The following is a 21,732-nucleotide window of genomic DNA, read 5'->3' on the forward strand; positions in this document are numbered from 1 at the left end:
GAAGAATAATGTCAAAGCCAGCATTCAATTGGGAAGATCCGCTGCTCCTGGATGAGCAACTCACCGAAGACGAGCGCATGATGCGCGATGCCGCGCGTGCGTACTGCCAGGACAAGTTGATGTCCCGCATCCTTGAAGCCAACCGCCACGAGCATTTTGACCGCGAGATCATGAGCGAGCTAGGCGAGATGGGCCTTCTGGGCGCAACCCTGCCTGAAGAATATGGCGGCGCTGGCGTATCCCATGTGGCTTATGGCCTGATTGCGCGCGAGGTTGAGCGCGTGGACAGCGGCTACCGCTCTGCCATGTCTGTGCAGTCGTCGCTGGTGATGCATCCGATCTATGCTTACGGCAGCGAAGAGCAGCGCAAGAAATACCTGCCGAAGCTCGCAAGCGGTGAGATGGTTGGCTGCTTTGGCCTGACCGAGCCAGACCATGGTTCTGATCCGGGCGGCATGAAATCCCGTGCGGAAAAAGTGGACGGCGGCTTCAAGCTGACCGGCAACAAAATGTGGATCACTAACAGCCCGATCGCGGACATCGCCGTTGTGTGGGCGAAGCTGGATGGCAAGATCCGCGGCTTCATCCTTGAGCGCGGCATGGAAGGCTTCTCCACGCCGAAGATCGAAGGCAAGATGAGCCTGCGCGCATCCATCACTGGCGAGATCGTGATGGACAATGTGTTCGTGCCGGAAGAAAACCTGCTGCCGAATGCAAGTGGCCTGTCTGGCCCGTTCGGGTGCCTGAACAAAGCGCGCTTCGGCATCGCCTGGGGTGCGCTTGGTGCCGCTGAGTTTTGCTGGCACGCTGCCCGCCAATATACGCTGGACCGTTCCCAGTTCGGTCGCCCGCTTGCACAGAACCAGCTGGTCCAGCAGAAGCTCGCGAATATGATGACTGAAATCACGCTTGGCCTGCAAGCCTGCCTGCGCGTTGGTCGACTGCTGGATGAAGGCAAGTCCGCGCCAGAGAATATCTCGCTCATCAAGCGCAACAGCTGCGGCAAGGCGCTGGATATCGCCCGCATGGCGCGCGACATGCACGGCGGCAACGGCATCTCTGACGAGTTCCACGTGATCCGCCACATGGTTAACCTGGAAACAGTGAATACTTACGAAGGCACGTATGACATTCACACGTTGATCCTGGGTCGCGCACAAACCGGCCTCCAGGCCTTTATGTAAGCAAGTCCGAGTTCGGAGTAAGCGATTATGGCAGGCCCTTTAACCGGCATCCGTGTTCTTGATCTCAGCCGCATCCTGGCCGGGCCCTGGGCAACCCAGTGTCTGGCCGATCTGGGCGCGGAGGTGATCAAAGTGGAGCGCCCCGATGTGGGCGATGACACGCGCACCTGGGGCCCGCCATTCTTCGAGGACGGCGACAAGCCGGTCTCGGCCTATTTTATGTGCGCCAACCGGGGTAAGAAGTCTGTCACTATCGATTTCACCAAGCCCGAAGGGCAGGCGTTGATCAAAAAACTGGCTGAAAAATCCGATATCTTGGTTGAGAATTTCAAGGTTGGCGGGCTGGCGAAATATGGTCTGGATTACGATAGCCTCAAGGCAGTCAACCCCGGCTTGATCTATTGCTCGATCACTGGCTTCGGCCAAACTGGCCCCTACAAGGACCGGCCGGGCTATGACGCGCTTATCCAGGCGCTCGGCGGCCTTATGAGCATCACGGGCGAACCTGACGGCATGCCCGGTGGCGGACCACAAAAGGTCGGCGTGGCGGTGACGGACCTGTTTACCGGGCTCTATAGCACCATCGGCATCCTGGGCGCGCTGCACCATAAGGCGCGGACAGGCGAAGGCCAGCATATCGATATGGCATTGATGGACACGCAGGTGGCTGTGCTGGCGAACCAAAGCATGAATTATCTGGTCTCAGGCAAGGAGCCCAAGCGGCTTGGGACCGCGCATCCGTCGATTGTGCCGTATCAGGTGTTCGCTTCCGCCGACGGCCATATGATGCTTGCGGTGGGCAACGACGGCCAGTTCGCACGCTTTTGTGAAGCAGCTGGCATGCCCGAGGTGGCGGCAGACCCACGCTTCAAATCGAATCCCGGACGGGTTGAGAACCGGGAGGTGCTGATCCCGATGGTGGCGGAAGCCATTGCCCGCAAAACGACAGACGAATGGATCGCGCTTCTTGAAGCCCACAATGTGCCGGGCGGCCCGATCAACACCATGGAACGCGTGTTTGATGACCCGCAGGTGGAAGCTCGCGGCATCACGCTTGCGCTCAAGGCTGAAGACGGCTCTGTCATGCCGTCCGTGGCTAATCCCATACATTATTCCGGAACCGAAATAAGCTATGACAAGGCCCCGCCAGCCCTGGGTGCGGATACAGATGCGGTGTTGGCTGATGTGCTTGGCATCACGCCTGAAAGCCTCAAACTTGTGAAAGCCACAAAGGTCCTGGGCTAGTCTTCGCCGAATGTAACACCCGGCATCGCCCGGGTGTTGACCTTCAGCTCAAATACATCAGGGCGGCTATAGTGGCCGTCTGTATCCAGTGCCTGGCATTCCTCAAGCTGCTTTGCCATATCAACTTCCCCCATCACAAGGCCGGTGCGACCATAAACCGGATCCGCGATATAGCTGCCATCAGCGGCAATGATCGCGCTGCCGCCGGTGTGGATTTGTGTGTCATCGTCTCCCGGCATGGAGGCCAGCAAAGATTCGGCTTCAGGGGCGTTTACGGCCAGCGAGTGAAACCCCGCCATCACATCTGCCTTGGTGATCACGGCACCCGCGGCGGCCACGGCGCAGCGGCCCTCAAACGCATAGTGGCGGCTGGCCACATGGTTCATTTCCTTCACCATGGGCCACTGGGCAATATGGATGGCCTCGCCTTTCGCATGCATGGCAGCGCGTGCAAGCGGCATCCAGTGTTCCCAGCATATCAGCCCGCCAAGGGTGCCCCACGGCGTGTCGACGGTGGCGAGCGTGGAACCATCTCCCCATCCCCACACCAGCTTTTCGGTATAGGTGGGCATCAGCTTGCGGTGCGGCACTGGGTTTCCTGCGCCCGGCATGAAATAGAGCGTGCTGTTATAAAGCGTGTTGCCGATCCGCTCATGCGCCCCCATGACCATGTAGGTACCTAAGCGGTCGCAGCTTTCCTGCAGGCGTGCCAGATGGTCGTCGCCAAGCTGGACGCTGTTTTCCGCCAGCAGGCGAAACAGGGTCTTGGCGCCCGGGTCATCCCAGAGGCCTGCGCCAGGCGCAAAATCAAGCCACACTGGGTAGCCGGGCAGCCAGGTTTCCGGGAACACGATGATGTTGGCGCTGGCCTTCGCGGCCTCTTCCATATGTGTGATGGCTTTTTCCACACTGGCGGAAAGGTTCAGGAAAACAGGGGCTTCCTGCACGATGGCGATGGTTGGGTTGGTCACAATGTTTTCCTTAGAATGATTTGGACAGGCCAATAAGAAGGAGGGTGTCGCTAACGTCCGCGACGTGGCCTGCATTAAAGCGCTGACCCGCGTTGGCCTCAAGGAACCAGCCGCCCAATTGCGTGCGGTAGGCCAGTTCAAGCGCCAGTTCGCGTGATGAGGGTGTCAGCGATAGCTGCCGTTCCTTGAATAGCACATTGCCATCAATGTCCAGCCTGTCGCCGACAGTGAGGTGCGCGTTCGCACTTTCAACCCTGAGGGGCTGATGCAGGGTCAGGCTCAGCTGGTCGGTGTCTGTCATAACATCCATGGCTGTCAGCCGCGCCGTGAAGCTGGTGCCCAAAATGGTGCCAACATCGTCAAAAAGGCTACCGGTATGTGCACTGGTTCTGGTCATCGTCGCGGTGCCGCTCACGCTGGCGCTGATGCGGTCCGAGACAAACCATGTGCCGCTTGCGCCAAGCCAGGTGGTGTCTGCGCCGCCTGCAAGTGCCAGGCTGCCTGCTGACCGACTGCCGAGCACGCTGCTGTCCTCATGCGATAGCCCGGCTTCAAGCGCCCAGCTCGCGCTGGTGGTGAAATGTTCGAACCGTGCGCCCACGGACTGTGTGCGGCTATCGTCTCTGAAGGCCTTGACCGGATGACGGTCCGTGCCGCTATCCTGATCGAGCGACAAGCCAACCCATACCATGCTGTTCTTGCCCACCGGCTGGCCGACTGCCATGTAGCTGCCACCGCCACCAGGTAAGGGGCTGCTGTTTGCATCGGTAACCGACAGGGTTTGTCCCGTGCGGTAATCCACCGGCTGACGCCGGAGCGCGTCAGTAAGGCTGCGACCTGTGCCGATGACCCAGGTCGTGTTGCCCAGCGTGCCTGTAAATTCAAAGCTGGCGTCGATGGTGGGATCGAAGCTCTGTTCGGCCTGACCTGTCAGGGCAAAGGTGGGCGCAAAGTCCCTGTCGCGTGCCAGTGAATAATTCAGCGCCATGCCGCCAAGGCCCAGGCTGCTGGCCTGCTGGTCACGCCGCAGGTTCAGTGCGCCCTCCAGTAGACGCTTGTTGGTACTGGCCTGCACGAGGCCTGACGCGTCCATCTGGAAATCGCGGCCGTAGCTATCAAGGATCATGATGTCTTTAAGCCCGGCATGCAGCCCAGCTGCGTCACCGAAAGCACTGCCCAGCAGGATGGCGGCGTCGGCGACAGGTTGCGCACCTGCCTTGACAGCAACCTTGGCTTGCCCCACAGGCTGAAGTGCCGCATCCAGGTTCAAAAGCCCTTGGCCGTATATATTGTCGACCCCGGCTTCACCCAGGTCGGTGGCTGTCTCAAACAGAATGTCCGCAACTTCACGGCCAGTCAGACTGGGCCAGCGATCAAGGATGAGGGCCGCGGCACCTGTGATGTGTGGCGCGGAAAAACTTGTACCGCTTAGAAAATAGAGCCCGGGGCCATTGGCTTCCGTATTCCATGGTGCAACGATCTTTTCGCCTGGCGCAACCAGATAGTGAAAGCGGGCAATGCCGTCACCTGCACGGTCAGAGAAGTCTGAAATTTCGAGGTTTTCATCCACTGAACCCGCAAGGATCAGCGCGCCCTTGCCATTGTTCAGGATGCCCCTTTCCACAAGCCGGTCAATGGCGTTGAGGTTTGATAGTGACGGCTCTGGATCATAGTTGTTGCCAGCGGAACTGACAATCAGCGCACCCGCTTCGATGGCGGTGGTTTCAAATTCAAGGGTATAGCGCTCATCCACGTCCGGTAGGTTGCTCACCACGTCATCTTCATCGAAACCAAGCGATTTGTTGATCACTCTCGCGCCATTTTCATAGGCGTAAAGATAAGGGTTGGAAACGGTATAGAGAATGCCGTTCGACCTCTCCTGATAGCTGCGAACGCCCGAGAAAAAGTCCACCGCGATCACTTCGGCGTCATAGGCCACGCCGTGGGTGTCAGCATCGTTCTTGATACCGGCCGCCACTACAGCCACGGCTTGGCCATGCGGTTGAGTGGATGCGGGCTTGTCAAACTGGGCTTCGTAGATTGCGCGTAGGTCTGGGTCTATGCCGCGGCTGGCACTGTGGAAGTTCACCTCATTTGAGGCGAAATTGAAATTGAAATCCACCAGCCCGATGGTGACACCGTCGCCGGTGTAGCCCTTGGCATAGGCGCTGGCTGCGTTGATGGCCTCAAGTCCCCAGGATCGATCATATTCCTCAGTTTTAAAGTCTTCGGGGTTTCCGTCCAGCGGGGGCTGTTCGGGTGGCTCTACAATCGTCGGAATGACGGGAACCAGCCTTGGCGAGCTGGACCCTCCACACGCTGCCAAGGTTGTGGATAAGGCTATAAGCCCGACCAGATTGAGCCAACTGATGCGACGCAGCATACGGTTCCCCTTTAACCCGCTTCCTACCCTGTAACTTTAGATGAATAAAAGCCTTGCACAAGCCAGCTGAACAAAATTTGAATGAACTCCAATGCCTACTACACGAATAGTTGACGCTGTCTTGAAGTGCGCCTCCGCATCTCCGCTGATAGACAAACAAAAGCACAGACAGGAGCATACCATGAAGCGCATTATACCATTATTGGCCGCGATCATATTCGTTACAGCCCGTCCCGCTTGGGCCGGGGAGGACCCCATCTATACCGGCATTTTTAATAACCGGGCCGCGGGCGGCTATGATGTGGTGTCCTATTTTACGGACGGCACGGCGGAAAAAGGCAGCAAGAAATATCAGACAGACTATATGGGCGCAGAATGGCGGTTCACATCAGAAGACCATCTCAATGCGTTCCTGGCTGAGCCCACAAAGTATGCGCCGCAGTATGGTGGATACTGCGCCTGGGCCATGGCACGTGGGTACACAGCGAAAGGGGACCCCGAGCAGTGGCGGATCGTGGATGGGAAGCTCTACCTGAACTATGACGCGTCAGTGAAGGCCAAATGGGAAGCCGACATACCGGGATTTATAACGAAAGCTGATGTGAACTATCCCAAGCTCGTGGACCTGGAGGAGAATTGAGAATGCGGATTTCGCACTATCTGGCCGGTATCTGGCTCCTGGTGGCAGGCGCTGCCCCAATTGTGGTCGCCGAGGCGCCGACCCTGGGGGTCAATCATATCGGGCTTGCGGTGTCAAAACTTGATGCGTCGGCATCCTTTTTCGTCGATACGCTCGGTTGGCGCCGGGCCGGTGGCGACCCTGACTATCCAGCGATATTCGTCACCGACGGCAAGGCGTTTGTTACATTATGGCAGGTGGAAAATCCGTTGGAAGCCGTGCCATTCAACCGCATGAAAAATGTCGGCCTGCATCATATGGCCATGACCATGGAAAGCCTGGAAGCGCTTCATGCCCTGCATGCGAAGCTTTTGCAGACAGAGGGTGTCACCATAGAGTTCGCTCCGGAATTCATGGGGCAGGGGCCCACCACGCATATGATGATCCGCGATCCTTCGGGCCTGCGGCTGGAGTTTGTTGTACCCGCCAGCCGGATGCCCAAGGCGGAAGGCGAGTAAACGTCAGGTCCATTCACCTTCGGTTGGGATCTTGATTGTCGTGCCGCAATGTTTACAGTGCACGGCGTCCGGGTCATGCCGGTTCAGACCGCAGGTTTCGCAAGCATATTGCACCTTTGTAGGCCTGAAGATTGTTTGTACCAGGCGCAGGAACAAAGCCACGCCAAACACCATGATGATCACAGACACCATGCGGCCCAGTGTATCGTCCATGGTGATGTCGCCAAAGCCTGTGGTCGTCAGGGTCGCAACTGTATAGTAAAGCGCGTCCAGATAGTTGTTGATGGACGCGTTCCGCCCCGCTTCTAGCACATACACAACGGCAGTGATGACAAACACGAAAATGGCAAGGTTGACGCTTGAAAGGATAACCTGCTCATTCTGCCGGAACCAGGAGGATTCCTGCCGTATGGTCTTCAGCATATGGTAGCTGCGCATCAGGCGGAGCATGCGCACCACGCGCAGGAAGCCAAGGTTGTCGATGAAGAGCGGGGCAATCAGCGAAAAGATCACGATCAGGTCTGCGAGCGAACTGAAGCTGACAAGGAAGCGCAGCTTACGGCGCGCGATATAAAGCCGGGCGGAAAACTCCACAAGCAGGAATAGGGCGATACTGTAGTCGATGATATACGTGGCGAGGCCACGCTCCAGCAGCGATGACAGGATGAAAAAGGCGATTGTCAGCAGATCCAATGCCAACAAGGCCAGTCGAAAGCGGTGAGCCCGTTGATCTGCCCCGAAATATAGATGTGCCAGTTTTTCTTTCACCCTGGTTCCTCCCTTGGACGAGCTTGTGCGGGCTGTTCGCGCTAGCAGAAACCTGCCCCATCAGAGCGAACCCTGCAAGTGTCTTGGCGCTGTCCTAGTGCTGCGATTGACGGGCTGCGGCATTGAACGATACACTCCCAACACATCTGGGAAGTTCGTCAAATATACGGGACAGCCGTATCAGAGGGAGTTTTGTATGCGTATGCTGCGTATTTTTGTGGCCCTGGTAGCCGCGTTTGGGGTGATGGCTAGTGCCACTTGGGCCGACACAAGTGCCCCTATCATTGTTTATGACACCCAGTTTCACCCAACCATAGCCCGGAACGGGATGGTGGTGAGCCAGGAGACTTTTGCTTCTGAAGCAGGCAGAGAAATCCTTGAAAAGGGCGGTAATGTGGTGGATGCGGCGGTGGCCACGGGGTTTGCCTTGGCCGTTACCCACCCACAGGCCGGTAACCTGGGTGGCGGCGGCTTCATGATGATCTACCTTCGGGCGGAAGACCGGGTGATAGCGCTGGATTACCGCGAGATGGCGCCCGCGGCGGCCCACAGGGATATGTTCCTCGATGAAAACGGCGATGTAGATGACAATCTCGTACAATACACGATGAAGGCCAGTGGTGTCCCAGGGACAGTGATGGGCCTGACGACAGCCCTTGAGAAATACGGCACCATGTCCCTCGCGGATGTGATGGCCCCGGCTATCAGACTTGCGGAAGAGGGCTTCCCGATGACATGGGCTTTGAATGAGTCGCTCGGGCGCTATGCAAAGCGCCTGAAGGCAGACCCGGAAAGCGCCAAAAACTATTTTAAGCCGGATGGCTCCCTTTATGAAGCTGGGGAGATTTTCCGCCAGCCTGATCTGGCAGAAACGCTGAAAATTATCGCAGCCAAGGGTGCTGCCGGGTTTTATGAAGGCCCGGTTGCCGACAAGCTCATCTCGGCAATGGAGGCGCAGGGCGGCATCATGACCCATGAAGACCTGAAGAAATATCGCGTGGTCGAGCGTACGCCACTCACGAGCAGTTACCGCGGGTATCAGATTGTTTCCATGCCGCCGCCATCGTCTGGCGGAGTGCATGTGATACAAATGCTGAATGTTCTGGAAGGCTGGGACATGAAATCGCTTGGCCATAATAGTGCGGCCTATATTCACCGGCTGACGGAAAGCATGAAATATGCCTATGCGGATCGTTCAAAATATCTGGGAGACCCGGACTATTTCGATGTGCCGGTCAAGACGCTAACCAGCAAAGAATACGCAGCTGATATCAGGGGCAAGATCAATCTCGATCGCGCAACACCCTCGACAGAAATCGCACCCGCGCAAAACCTTCCGGAAGAAAGCAACGATACCACGCATTTCTCGGTGATGGACAAGGCAGGCAACATGGTTTCCAACACCTACACGCTGAACTACACCTACGGCAACGGTCATTCGGTGCCAGGTGCGGGGTTCCTGCTGAACAACGAGATGGATGATTTTTCTGCTAAGCCGGGTATGCCGAACGGCTATGGCTTGCTGGGTGGGGAAGCCAATTCCATCGAGCCGGGCAAGCGCCCCTTGAGTTCCATGACACCGACTTTCCTTTTCAAGGATGGAGAGCCGGTTATGGCGACCGGCAGCCCAGGCGGGTCTACTATTATCACAGTTGTTTTGCAGACAATCCTGAATGTGATGGAGTTTGACATGAATGTGCAGGCCGCAGTCAACATGCCGCGCATTCACCACCAGTGGTATCCTGACCGTTTGTTCCTGGAACCGGGTCATTCGGTTGATACTCGCCGCATGCTGGGGCAGATGGGGCATAAGGTGAAGACGGGGGCCAATGAAGCTTGGGATACCGTTCTTGGCTCTGCCCAGTCCCTCGCCCGTTCGGTGGATGGCCTGATCCTGGGGGCCGCTGATCCGCGCAGACCGGGCTCCTTTGCCGCTGGGTACTAGCGGCAGCTTCACAAAGAGAAAGGCCACCGGACATCCGGTGGCCTTTCTTTGTTTCGCCATGCTGTGCAGCCTATTCGGCCTGTGCAGGTGCTTCTTTCTTGGGTTTGCCCTGGAAAATGCGTTTTATCGCCGCCCATAGGCGCCGGAACATGGCACCGATGTCCAGCCCGATAGCGAACAGGGCCGGTACCATCAGAAGCGTCACAAAGAAGGCAATCAGGACGCCGCCTGCCAGTGCAACAACCACCGGCTTCAGGAAGGCCGCCTGGATCGACTGCTCCAGCATCATTGGTACCAGACCAACGAAAGTAGTGACAGACGTCAGCAGGATTGGGCGGAAGCGAGCAACGCCTGCTTCCACGATCGCCTCAATTGGCTTCATGCCTCGTTCGCGTAGCTTGTTGCAATAGTCCATCAAGACAAGGTTGTCGTTGATCACAACCCCTGCAGCGGCCGCAATACCGAAGTAGCTGAAGATGCCCAGTGTCATGTCCGTTGCAAGGTGGCCCAGGAATGCGCCCACAATCGCATATGGGATCGCGATCATGATCGCAAAGGGTTGCCAGTAGCTTTTGAAGGCTACCGCCAGCATCATATACATGATGAAGAAAGCCATGCCGTACAGTTTGGCGATCTCGATCAGGAATTTCTGCTGTCCTTGCGCCTGGCCAATTGGCTCACGGTTCACGCCGGGATACTTCTTCTCCCAAGACGGGAAGAAATTTTTCTCAAGGTCCTTCATGATGTCATCACGAACGCTTGTCTTGAGATCGGCACTGACACGGGCCGCACGGCTCATGTTCCAGCGGTTGATCGCGGTAATGCCTGGGGCATATTCGAGATCTGCAATTGCCAGCAGCGGCACCTCTTTACCATCAGACGTCCGAACACGGAAATCTTTCAGGCTTTCAATGGTGCGACGGCTTTCCCGTGGATAGCGAACCATGACTTTTACGTCCTGGCCCTCACGTGGGATGCGCTGTGCTTCAACGCCATAGTATGCCTGGCGAACCTGTGTCGATACATCCGCAAGTGTCAGGCCAAGCTTTTCGGCGCCGGGCTTGAGTTCAAGGCGGATTTCCTCAGACGCACCGGAAAGGTTGTTCCGCACATCATAGAGGGCATCATAAGTGCGCAGCTGTGATTCAAGATCGTCAACCGCATCGCGCAGGATGTCGAGGTCAGGGTGACGAACCGACAGCTCAAAGCCCGGGCTGTTGTTGCCGTCCTGGTATTCCACGGAAACAGACTTGGCATCAGGTACATCGCCCATCAGTTCGCGAAGGCGGATAGCAGCCTCTTTTGTCGTCATCTCCCGTTTTTCTGGTGGAGCCAGCTTCACAATCGCCAGAACGCTGTCACGGCGAGACCGGGTATACCAGTTCTCAATAAGGTGGCCTTCCCCATCGCTCAGCTGTTCAACCTCTTCCACCAGAGCCTTTTCGGCGTTCTGAAGCTGTTCGAGGATTTCCAGTGCCCGATTATAGGACGCCCCTTCCGGCATGGTCACATTGACCCTGATTTCGTCGCTATCGAATTCCGGATCCCAGCCTTGCTTGATATAGCCTAGGCTGTTGAGCGCGAAGCCGACGATCAGGACAAAGATGAAGATAGAGAACGTCAGATACCGGCGATTTACAGCCCACTCGCCGATGCCGCGATAATGGCGTTGGGCGAAGTTGGTGATGCCACCGGAAATCTTCTTTTGGAAGCGGCTGAAACGACCCAGATTGGTGCGGGGTTTCAGGTGCGACAGGTGAGCCGGCAGGATCAAGAGCGATTCAACCAGCGAGAAGGTCAGCGCCGTTACCACAACCCAGGTAATGTGCCGCGTGAATTCAGCGGTGTTGCCACCGACGGCAACCCAGGGCAGGAAAGCGATGATGGTGGTCAAAACGGCGAAAATCACCGGTTTGGCCACAAGCTGTGTGCCGAATACAGAAGCGGTTATGCCGCCTCCGGTTTTCTGGCTTTCAGAGTGAATGCTTTCACCTACGACGATCGCATCATCAACCACAATCCCCAACACCAGAAGGAAGGCAAAGGTGGACAGCATGTTGATGGAAACACCAAGCGCTGGCAGGAACACGAATGCACCCGCATAAGCGGTGGCGATACCGATGGATACCCAGAAGGCCACAATGGGCCGCAGAGTGAGCATCAGCACGATCAGAACGAGGATGAGACCCCAGAAGGCAGAACCGCCGATGGTTTCCATCCGCCCCTGGAAGGCTTCGTTATTGTCGGTCCAGAGTGTCAGTTTCGCACCCGTGGGCAGGCTTTCTGTACGCTCCTTGATCCATTTATTCACGGACTGTGACGCCGTCACGATGTCCATGGTTTCTGTGGTCATTACCTGCAGAAGCACAGCAGGCTCACCGTTCAGGGTTGCCAGGATTTCATTATCCTCGAACCCGTCAATAACGGTTGCCACGTCGCCAACGCGAATGGTGCCACCGTCATTGGTTTGGCGAACAATGATGGAAGCGAAGTCATGCTTGTTGTCAGCCATGTTCCGCGTCGTAATATTGAACTCACCGGCACTGGTGCGAACCGTGCCGCTTGAAGAATTCAACGAGTTATTGCGGATTGCGTTGGCAACTTGGGCAAAGCTCAGGTTGTAGCGGCGAAGCTGCTCTTCGCTCACCTCGATTGAGACTTCTTCGTTGCGAACGCCAAACAGTTCAACAAGGTTCACGGCATCAAGCTGAGCCGCTTCACGGCGTAGCTTTTCAGCCAGCCGTTTCAGTTCACGTTCCCCAAGGTCACCGTGTACTGCAATGCGGATATATTCGTCCCTGTTGACCCACTGCTGAACCCGAGGAGGTTCAATGTCACGTGGGAAACTGGAAATGGAATCGACCCGGATCTTCACGTCGTTCATGAACTGGGTGAAGTCGACATTCTCTTCCGCAAGGATGTAGATGCCGCCGAAACCTTCCTGGGACGTTGACCGCACCCACTGGATGTTATCCAGGTCGCGAACCGATTCCTCGACCCGCGCGACAATCTGTTCCTCAATCTCAACGGGGCTGGCGCCAGGCCAGGCCACTTCGATTTGCAGACCAGGAAAACGGACGGTCGGGAACATTTCCCGTTCCATGGAGAAGTAGCCAACGATACCGGCCAAGAAGATACCGATCATCAGCAGGTTGGCAGCAACGGAATTGCGTGCCCACCATTCAATAAGCTTATTCATGCTGGCCCCCTCTTAACGCGACGCGTTATCTAGGTTCTGTGCGCTACGCTCGATGGCCTGTACAGCCATACCTTCATACGCGGCGCGGACAGGCGACGTGACAACTTTATCGCCAGGCGCCACGCCTGCCGACACAAAGACACGATCCACAGATGTCGACAGGACTTCGACAGTCTTGATTTCAAGCTTGTTGTCTTTGATCACATAGACCTTGTCTTCGCTCCTGAGAGCGTCGCGAGGCATCACCAGAGCATTCTGTGGCACAACCCCTTTGATCTCGGCATTGACAAACAGGCCGACAGCCATTGGCATGCCTTTTTCGTCTACTGAAAGGCCATAAGGGTCCAATACTTCGGCGACCGCATACATCAGTCGGGTTTGTTGATCCACCGAGGCATGGGTGCGCACAATGCGGCCCGTCCAAGTGTGAGCTTCACCGCCCATTGTCGCGCTGAAAGTCACAGCGGGCGCGTTGTCAGCGGTTGCGACGAAGCCAAGTGGCAGGTCAAGCTCAGTCAGTTGGCTATCGGTCAGCGGCAGGCGAACTTCCACTTTATCTGTTGCGAACACGCGGCCCAGTTCAGTGCCGACATTCACGAATTGGCCAACACCGACCTTGCGTTCCAGAACGCGGCCCGCAAAAGGCACCTTGATCTGGGTGCGGTCCAAATTCAGTTTGGCTTTTTCAAGGTCAGCTTCAGCTGCACGCAATTTCGCCTGGGCTTCGGCAACCTGTGGCTGGTTCAGGGCGAGGGGCGTTGGCTCGCCATCCTTAACCCAATCCTGCCACTGCTTTTTCTTGATGCGCGCATCTGCGAGCTCTTGCTCAAGCCTTACGCGGGCTTCAGCAACCCGGGCTTCCGCGCTGGTTACTGCCAGGCGGTAATCTGAGTCATCAATCTGGATCAGTGTGTCGCCTGCATGAAACCCGGCGCCTTCAGCAAACGACTCTGAAATCGAAATGATGCGCCCCGACACTTGTGGTGTCAGGTCTACCTCTGTTTTCGGGCGAACCTCGCCCTGTGTGCGCACAGACAAGGCAACGCGCTCTGCACGTACTTCGTCAACGTGCAGCGAAACGGGTCGCGGCGCTTCTTGTTTCTTTTCCGGGGCATCTTTGGCTGCAGCAAGTACCATAACAGAACCAATGGCAGCCGCCAGCACCATTCCAGGTGCGGCAATCTTAAGAATCTTCCTCACGTCATCCTCGCGTTTTTTCTGTGTGACTTGCGTCACTTGTCGTTATTGTGTGGCTTATGCCACTTATATATCGTGGCTTATGCCACTTGTTCTATGGTTTCCCATATATACTAATAAGATATAGTTTGTCACGGCATTAATTTTAAGGGGAAAGCGGAAAAAGGGGCGAACTTTGTGCGACTTTTCGTCGTCTTTAGCAGGTGAATGCCATGCTTTAAGTCTGCTATGGTATGGAAGATTCAGAATGGGGCCAGATGCTGAATTCCGGGACATGCTTTGAAGTTACAGGCTTGACCAAGATTTATGGGGAAGGCTCGGCCCAGGTGCGCGCGCTCAGGGGTGTGGACCTGACAATCGAGATGGGCGAAGTGATCGTTCTTCTTGGGCCATCCGGCAGCGGCAAATCCACCCTTTTGAACATCCTTGGCGGGCTTGACACGCCAACGGACGGACACGTTCTCTATAAGGGCAATGATTTGACCACCATGACCGACCGGGAACTCACCAGCTATCGGCGTGACAATATCGGGTTCGTTTTCCAGAACTACAATCTGATGCCCGGGCTAACGGCCGAGGAAAACGTGGAACTGGTGACCGAAATCGCGGCCCATCCGCTGAAGGCCGCAGACGCGCTTCATCTGGTTGGCCTTGGCGAGCGGCTCAAGCATTTCCCCAGCGAGCTTTCGGGCGGCGAGCAGCAGCGTGTGGCCATTGCGCGCGCCATCGCAAAGCGCCCTAGTGTGCTGTTCTGCGATGAACCAACCGGGGCACTTGATTCGACAACAAGCCTGAAAGTGCTGAATGCGCTGAACCGTGTCGTGGAGGAACTTGGCACCACCATGCTGATGGTGACCCACCACCAGGGCATTGCGCCGCTGGCGCACCGGGTGCTGCATTTCAAGGATGGCAGCATCGACCGCGAAGTGGTTAACGAGACGCGCGCCAAGCCGGAGGATATCCATCTATGATCCGCAGCCGTCTCATCACGCTTTTCAAGCCACTGAACCGCAAGCTCCTGCGCGACATCAATCTGATGTGGGGCCAGGTGCTGGCCGTCAGCCTTGTGCTGGGGTGCGGGGTGGCCATCTATGTGATGATGAATGGCACGTTGGCATCACTCAAGGATACGCTGACGGCATACTATAGCCGCTACGCCATGGCTGACGTTTGGGCGCCCGCGCGTCGCGCGCCCCTGCAGGAGCTGGAGCATCTGAAGAACATCCCTGGCGTGCGGCTTGCCGAAGGCCGCATCGCTGTGGGCGGGATATTGGATATGCCGCTTGAGGCGGAGCCTGTGCGTGCAAAAATCGTGTCCCTGCCGGATGGCCGGATGCCGCGTATCAACTCGCTTTACCTCAAGGCTGGAAGCCTGCCCGAGCATAGTTCCGAGCAGGTGGTGATAGCGGACGACTTCGCCGAAGCTCACAATCTGCGTGTGGGTGATCAGATCGCGGCGACGCTCTATGGTGTCAGGCGAACGCTCAAGATTTCCGGCATTGCGCTGGCGCCTGAGTTTATCTACTCGATCGCGCCTGGCGAAATGATCCCCAATGCCCGGCGCTATGCCATCATGTGGATGGGGTATGAGGCACTGGGGCATGCCTACAATATGGATGGCGCCTTCAATGAAGCTGTCTTTCTGTTGGATCGCAGCGCCAGCGTGCCTGAAGTGCTGGCAAAAATCGACGTTGTTTTGGACCGCTATGGCGGTATCGGCGCCTACCACCGTGACGATCAGCTGTCGGACGAATTCCTGCAAAGCGAGTTTACCCAGCTTGATACGCTTGGCGGCTTGTTGCCGCCGATCTTCCTGGGGGTGGCCGCTTTTTTGCTGAATATGGTGGTGACCCGGATCGTGGAGCAGGAGCGCGAACAGATCGGCCTGATGAAGGCTTTCGGTTACCGCCCGGCGGCGATTGTCTGGCACTATTTGCGTTTTGCTGGAATCATCGTGCTTCTTGGCGTGCTCGGGGGCTGGTTTGCGGGATACCGCATGGGGGGCGGCATGGCCAGCATCTATCAGGACTTTTACAAGTTCCCGATTTTGATCTTCGATCCCGGTGTGGGGATTTATCTGCGGGCGGCTGTGTTCGCTGTCGTTGCTGGCGTGCTTGGTGTGCTGCTGGCTGTCAGGAAGACCATTTCGCTCAGGCCTGCGGTTGCCATGGCGCCGCCGCCCCCGACCGACTACAGCAAGCTTGGCTCGTTCGCCTCAAGGGCGCGCTGGATGGACCAGGGGATGCGCATGATTGTGCGTCACATCGCGCGCTGGCCCGGCCGTTCGTCCCTGACCTGCCTTGGGGTGGCCATGGGCATGGCTATCATGATCGGTGCGCAAAGTGGCCAGGATGCGGTTAACCTCATGATCGCGACACAGTTCGAACTTGTCAGCCGGCAGGATCTTACGGTTGCTTTCACCGAAAAACAGGACCCGGTGGTTATCAATGACCTGATGGCGCTAGACGGCGTGATCGCAGCGGAACCTTTCCTGTCCGCGCCTTCAACTATCAAATATGGCCACCGTTATCGCCACCAGGGGGTGATGGGGGTGGTGCAGAACGCTGATCTGAATGTGTTGATCAATGAGAATGACCAGGCTGTCAATCCCGCCCCCCGTGGGGTGACCTTATCCGACAGCCTGGCAACAGCGCTTGCTGCAAAACCAGGTGATATGGTGACGATTGATTTCAAGGATGGGCTGAGGAAATCAGAACGTCTGCCGGTGATGAAGGTGGTGCCCACCTATCTGGGCACACCCGCCTATATGGATATCGATGACCTGTCGGCGCTGTTGCGGGAAGGCGACCGCGTGTCAGGAGCTTATCTGATGGTGGATGCGCGCGAGCAGAACAGAATCTACAGCCTGCTGAAGGATATGCCCACAGTGGCGGCAGTGTCGACGAACCAGTCGTCGCGGAAGTCCATGGCTGACACGATGGATGAAACCATGGGCACCATGACCTTCTTCAACTCGCTCTTTGCTAGCCTGATCGCCATCGGCGTGGTTTTTTCAGGTGCGCGCATATCCTTTTATGAGCGCCAGCGAGAGATTGCGAGCTTGCGCGTCCTTGGTTTCACGGTTGGCGAAGTGAATGCCGTCCTTCTGGGTGAACTGGCGGTGCTGACCTTCCTGGCGCTGCCGATCGGTGCCTTCCTGGGGTATCAGCTTGCGCTCTTTATCCATTCGAGCATGAGCAGCGAGCTGTTCCGCGTTCCGACAACAGTTTCCAACTGGTCGTTTGCATATGCGACGACCGTGATTATTCTGGCAGCGGTCGTATCTGCCGCCGTGATTGCAAGACAAGTGGCCAAGCTGAATTTGGTTATGGCCCTGAAAACGCGCGAATAATGATAAAGCGTGAACGGAGAGGAAAATAAAATGGCTGCACCGCGTGCGCGCACAATCATGTTTACCGCCATGGGGGCACTTGTCCTGGCGTTTCTGATATTCGCTTTCCGGCCTGAACCCTTGCATGTGGAAGCGGGAGCCGCGTCACGTGGGCCAATGCAGATTTCAATCACGGATGATGGCCGCACGCGGGTGAAGGAACTTTATGTGGTTTCGGCACCGATTGCCGGGCGGGTGCTGCGGCTTGAGCCGGAAGTGGGTGACCGTGTGGTTGCCGGTGAAACGCTTCTGGCGACTATGCTGCCCTCAGGCCCTGCCTTCCTTGACGAACGCCGCCAGAAAGAGGCGGAAGCCGCAGTGGAAGCCGCGCGCGCGGCGCTTGAACTTGCGCAGGCCAGCGTCAGCAAGGCAGAGGCCGAGGTGGATTACGCGCAAGCTGAAATCAAACGCACAGAAACGCTGGTGGCCAGCAATACGGCTAGCCCGGCAGCTCTTGACCGCGCGCAGCTCGCGTTCCGAACGGCGGCTGCCCAGCTTGATACTGCCAAATCCAGCGTCCGTATGCGCCGGGCCGATGTCGCGGTGGCGGAAGCCGCGCTCATTGGGCCGGACCAGGCAGACGGCGCGGGTGGCGGTGTGGTGCAGATCAATGCGCCGATTAGCGGAGCTGTTCTGGCGCTAAGCCATGAAAGCGAAGGTGTTGTCGCTGTCGGAACCCCGCTTCTGGAACTTGGCGACCCGCAAGACATTGAAATCGTGGCAGACTTTCTGTCGCATCAGGCAGTACAAGTTAAGCCCGGTGCGCACGTGATGGTGGAAGGCTGGGGTGGTGAGCCACTGTCGGGCCATGTGCGTCTGGTGGAGCCCAAAGGATTCACAAAGTTTTCGGCGCTCGGCATTGAAGAGCAGCGGGTGAACATAATCATCGATTTTGACGATGCGTCACGGGAACAACTGGGCCAGCTCGGGCATGGGTTCCGTGTCGAGCCACGCATCATTTTGTGGGAAGGGGAGAATGTCCTCCAGGTGCCCACAAGCGCCCTGTTTCGCAAGGGCGAAAGCTGGGCGGTTTTCCGTATCATCGACGATACGGCAGTGCTGACCGAAGTTGAAGTTGGTCGCATGAACGACCGCGAGGCTGAAATAATGGGTGGACTAACTGACGGGGAAACCGTGGTCCTGCATCCTGCGGATGTCCTCGAAGACGGCATGTCGGTAACTATTCATGTTCAATAACAGATGGTTACTGGGCATTCTGTTCAATGATAAAGCCTGTCAGGCAAATGAACTTAAGTAACCATTGTCATTGCAATTTTCTGCCCTGAATCTATGATTTCTGGTGAACCAGTTGTGAGGATTCAGGGTGACGACCAGTTTTCAGAACAAAAAGGGCCAGCCGAAGGAGGCGCACTTGGACACAGACCAGGGCGTAACGTCGTCTGACGACCTCTCCGCAGTAATGGATTTGCTGACGGAAGGCGTGATCGTACGCCGCGAAGCAGAGGTCCTTTTTGTCAATGAGGCCTTGCGAAGGCTAATGGGCTTCGAAGGCCCGAAAGAAGACATGCTGAAAGAGCCGATGGAACATTGGCTTCACCCCGAAGACTATAAGCGGATCGAAGACTATTACGCCCAGCGCATTGGGGGCGGTGATGCGCCTGATAGCTATGAAGCCCGGATACTGAGGGCGGATGGTGAGGTTCGCTGGTGTTCCTTTCGCGCAGCCCAGATCATATGGGAAGGAAAACCGGCGGTCACAGCATCGCTGACCGATATCACCGACAAGCGTGAAACCGAACAGGCCTACGCCCAATCTGAACGCAAGTTCCGCAACATCTTCAACCTGACGCCCGAGGTGATGATCATATCAAGCCTCGTGGACGGGAAGATACTGGATGTGAACCCGGCATTCCTGAATGTTTTTGGGCGTCGGCGCGATGATGTGATCGGCAAGACATCGGCTGAGCTGGATATCTGGGCAGATACTACGTTCCTTGGCCGCTTTGTCGAGGAACTGAAGATGAATGCTTCGATGACTGACGTGCCCACCACAGTAAAAACGCGTGGCAACCTGATCCGTCATTTCCGACTGTTTGCGCAAAAGATCGAGCGCGACGAAGAGCCGATGCTGTTGATGATTGGTCGGGATGTCACTGAAGATCTGACGCAGGCACAGGAGCTTCAGCGCAGCAAGGATTCAGCCGAACTCGCGAACCGCGCCAAGTCTGAGTTTCTCGCGAACATGAGCCATGAGCTGAGAACGCCCCTGAACGCGATCCTTGGGTTTGCGGAGATCATCAAGGAAGAGATGATCGGCCCTTTGGGGACACCGCGATACGCTGAATATGCCAAGGATATTCACGAAAGCGGCACGCACCTTTTGTCAATCATCAACGACATCCTTGACCTGTCGAAGGTGGAAGCTGGACGCCTTGAAGCCTACCTGACCTGGGTTGACCCGCTTGAAAACCTTGAGATGTGCATCAACCTGGTGCAGCAGCGCGCCCGCGAGGCGGAACTGAAGCTGAGCTATGAATTTGACGATGACATTCTTCTGGAGGCTGATGATCGGCTGATCAAGCAGATCGCCCTCAACCTTCTGTCGAATGCGATCAAATTCACAGAACCTGGCGGCAGTGTGGTGATGAAACTTGAGAAAACGGCCCCCGGTGGTCTGTGCCTCAGTGTTGAAGATACGGGCATCGGCATGACGGGGGAGGAGATCAAGATCGCAAAACGCCCGTTCGGCCAGGTGGACAGCAGCCTCAGCCGCCGTCACGAAGGGTCGGGTCTTGGCTTGCCGCTGATCTCTGCTTTTGCAGAAAAGCTTAGCGCCACCATGACGATTGACAGCCAGCCCGGTGTCGGCACGCGCGTCAGTATTGTCTTCCCGCCTTTCAAAGTGCGCTCGAAAGGCAAAGACAAAGACGATTAAGGCGCTTTTGCGTGGCAATGCAGCAATTTAAAAAGCCGGCTTCTGAGGCCGGCTTTTGTGTGTTTTGGATAGGGGCTACTGGGCCTTTTCGCGCTCAACCGCCCGCCAGCCGATGTCGCGGCGACAGAAGCCACCGGGCCAGTTCACGGTGTCGACAGCTTCATAGGCTGTTTTCTGCGCTTCGGTCACAGTTGCGCCAAGGGCTGTCACATTCAGCACACGGCCACCGTTTGCCACCAGGATACCTTCTTCAAGCTTGGTGCCCGCATGGAACACGGTGGCGCCGGTTTTCCGTTCGGCTGCCTTGATGCCGCTGATCTCATCGCCCTTTTGGTAGCTGCCGGGATAGCCCTTGGTGGCCATCACCACGGTCAGCGCTACATCATCGCGCCATTCTACTGTACAGTCGTCCAATTCGCCCTTGGCGCTTGCCAGCAGCAGCGGAACGAAATCACTTTTCATCCGGGACATCAGCACCTGGCACTCAGGGTCGCCGAAGCGTACGTTATATTCGATCAGTTTCGGGCCCTCTGCTGTAATCATGAGCCCTGCGAAAAACACACCCCGGAAGGGATGGCCCATGTCGGCCATGGCCTTGACGGTGGGGTTGATGATCTCATTCATCACACGGTCGCACATATCGTCTGTCATAACCGGTGCCGGGCTGTAGGCGCCCATGCCGCCGGTGTTGGGGCCTGTATCGCCTTCGCCCACGGCCTTGTGATCCTGGGCGGTTGCCAGCGCCAGCGTGTTTTGCCCGTCGCACAGCACGAAGAAGCTGGCTTCCTCGCCGGTCAGGAATTCTTCTACCACCACTTCGGCACCGGCATCACCAAAAGCGCCGCCGAAAATATCGTCGATAGCAGCAAAGGCTTCTTCAACTGTTTGCGCCAGGATGACGCCCTTACCCGCCGCAAGGCCATCTGCCTTCACGACAATCGGGGCACCCTGTTTTTCAACATAGGCCTTCGCGTCTGCAGCCGATTTGAACCGGCCATAGGCGGCGGTAGGGATGTCATATTTGGCGCACACGTCCTTGGTGAAGCCTTTGGAGCCTTCAAGCTGCGCGGCCCCTGCGGTGGGGCCGAATGCCAGGATGTCGGCCTCCGTCAGTGCATCCACAAGGCCTGCGACCAGTGGGTCCTCGGGGCCGACCACGACAAAATCAATCGCCATCTCGCGGCAGAAACTGATCACAGCGTCAAAGTCTTTGGCGTCCAGCGGTACGCAGGCAGCTACATCGGCGATGCCGCCGTTACCGGGCGCACAATAGAGCGTATCCACCAACGGGCTCTGGGCAATTTTCCAGCAAAGGGCATGTTCGCGGCCACCTGAGCCGATGACGAGAATGTTCATTTTTTATCCAGTCATATGATGGTTGCTTGAAGGCTGCCCCCTTGTATCATAGGTTCCTGA

At 56.8% G+C, this 21,732-nt stretch carries 15 protein-coding genes; 9 read left to right on the forward strand and 6 right to left on the reverse strand.

All coding sequences use genetic code 11. The annotated features are described in order from the left end of the window. Positions 1-8 precede the first annotated feature (8 nt). A complete protein-coding gene (locus KORM41_RS02390) occupies positions 9-1,184 on the forward strand; it encodes an acyl-CoA dehydrogenase (protein ID WP_068143980.1) in 1,176 nt (391 codons plus the stop codon). 27 nt (positions 1,185-1,211) lie between these two features. Next, positions 1,212-2,429 carry a CaiB/BaiF CoA transferase family protein gene (locus KORM41_RS02395; RefSeq protein WP_068143982.1) on the forward strand — a complete coding sequence of 406 codons (1,218 nt, stop codon included), beginning with the start codon at positions 1,212-1,214 and terminating at the stop codon, positions 2,427-2,429. On the opposite strand, the gene KORM41_RS02400 is transcribed toward KORM41_RS02395, so the two are convergent. Together KORM41_RS02400 and KORM41_RS02405 are read right to left on the reverse strand one after the other, a co-directional pair. Continuing rightward, entirely contained in the window at positions 2,426-3,400 is a 975-nt protein-coding gene (locus KORM41_RS02400) for a carbon-nitrogen hydrolase family protein (protein ID WP_068143984.1), read from the reverse strand. The genes KORM41_RS02395 and KORM41_RS02400 overlap by 4 nt on opposite strands. 10 nt (positions 3,401-3,410) lie before the next feature. After that, positions 3,411-5,783 carry a S8 family peptidase gene (locus tag KORM41_RS02405; RefSeq protein WP_068143985.1) on the reverse strand — a complete coding sequence of 791 codons (2,373 nt, stop codon included), beginning with the start codon at positions 5,781-5,783 and terminating at the stop codon, positions 3,411-3,413. A 181-nt stretch (positions 5,784-5,964) separates the two neighbouring features. On the opposite strand from KORM41_RS02405, the gene KORM41_RS02410 reads away from it, so the two are divergent. Together KORM41_RS02410 and KORM41_RS02415 are read left to right on the forward strand one after the other, a co-directional pair. Next, entirely contained in the window at positions 5,965-6,423 is a 459-nt protein-coding gene (locus tag KORM41_RS02410) for a YHS domain-containing (seleno)protein (protein WP_068143986.1), read from the forward strand. 2 nt (positions 6,424-6,425) lie between these two features. Then, positions 6,426-6,920, forward strand: a complete 495-nt coding sequence (locus tag KORM41_RS02415) for a VOC family protein (RefSeq protein ID WP_082719682.1) — start codon at positions 6,426-6,428, stop codon at positions 6,918-6,920. A 3-nt stretch (positions 6,921-6,923) separates the two neighbouring features. Here the strand turns inward: KORM41_RS02415 and KORM41_RS02420 are convergent, their stop codons facing one another. Further along, positions 6,924-7,622, reverse strand: coding sequence for a potassium channel family protein (locus KORM41_RS02420; RefSeq protein WP_231727088.1), 699 nt, complete (start codon positions 7,620-7,622; stop codon positions 6,924-6,926). 262 nt (positions 7,623-7,884) lie between these two features. Here KORM41_RS02420 and ggt point away from each other — a divergent pair, with 262 nt between their 5' ends. Next, on the forward strand, positions 7,885-9,633 hold the full coding sequence (gene ggt, locus KORM41_RS02425) for a gamma-glutamyltransferase (RefSeq protein ID WP_068143992.1): 1,749 nt from the start codon (positions 7,885-7,887) through the stop codon (positions 9,631-9,633). Between the two features lie 70 nt (positions 9,634-9,703). Here ggt and KORM41_RS02430 read toward each other — a convergent pair whose 3' ends face one another. Both KORM41_RS02430 and KORM41_RS02435 read right to left on the reverse strand, forming a co-directional pair. Continuing rightward, on the reverse strand, positions 9,704-12,832 hold the full coding sequence (locus KORM41_RS02430; protein WP_068143994.1) for an efflux RND transporter permease subunit: 3,129 nt from the start codon (positions 12,830-12,832) through the stop codon (positions 9,704-9,706). A gap of 12 nt (positions 12,833-12,844) precedes the next feature. Beyond that, positions 12,845-14,032, reverse strand: coding sequence for an efflux RND transporter periplasmic adaptor subunit (locus KORM41_RS02435; RefSeq protein WP_231727089.1), 1,188 nt, complete (start codon positions 14,030-14,032; stop codon positions 12,845-12,847). Between the two features lie 290 nt (positions 14,033-14,322). Between KORM41_RS02435 and KORM41_RS02440 the strand changes: the two genes are divergently transcribed. From KORM41_RS02440 to KORM41_RS02455, 4 genes are all read left to right on the forward strand, one after another. After that, on the forward strand, positions 14,323-15,000 hold the full coding sequence (locus KORM41_RS02440) for an ABC transporter ATP-binding protein (protein ID WP_231727091.1): 678 nt from the start codon (positions 14,323-14,325) through the stop codon (positions 14,998-15,000). After that, positions 14,997-17,381, forward strand: a complete 2,385-nt coding sequence (locus KORM41_RS02445; protein ID WP_068143998.1) for an ABC transporter permease — start codon at positions 14,997-14,999, stop codon at positions 17,379-17,381. Before KORM41_RS02440 ends, KORM41_RS02445 begins: the two co-directional genes overlap by 4 nt. A 30-nt stretch (positions 17,382-17,411) precedes the next feature. After that, positions 17,412-18,617 (forward strand): efflux RND transporter periplasmic adaptor subunit, encoded by a 1,206-nt coding sequence (locus KORM41_RS02450; protein WP_068143999.1) that lies wholly within the window; start codon positions 17,412-17,414, stop codon positions 18,615-18,617. A 175-nt stretch (positions 18,618-18,792) separates the two neighbouring features. After that, positions 18,793-20,316, forward strand: coding sequence for a PAS domain-containing sensor histidine kinase (locus KORM41_RS02455; protein WP_156431861.1), 1,524 nt, complete (start codon positions 18,793-18,795; stop codon positions 20,314-20,316). 75 nt (positions 20,317-20,391) lie between these two features. Here the strand turns inward: KORM41_RS02455 and purD are convergent, their stop codons facing one another. Next, positions 20,392-21,672 carry a phosphoribosylamine--glycine ligase gene (purD, locus tag KORM41_RS02460; protein WP_068144001.1) on the reverse strand — a complete coding sequence of 427 codons (1,281 nt, stop codon included), beginning with the start codon at positions 21,670-21,672 and terminating at the stop codon, positions 20,392-20,394. Positions 21,673-21,732: the final 60 nt, after the last annotated feature.

The organism is Kordiimonas lipolytica, from assembly GCF_001550065.1.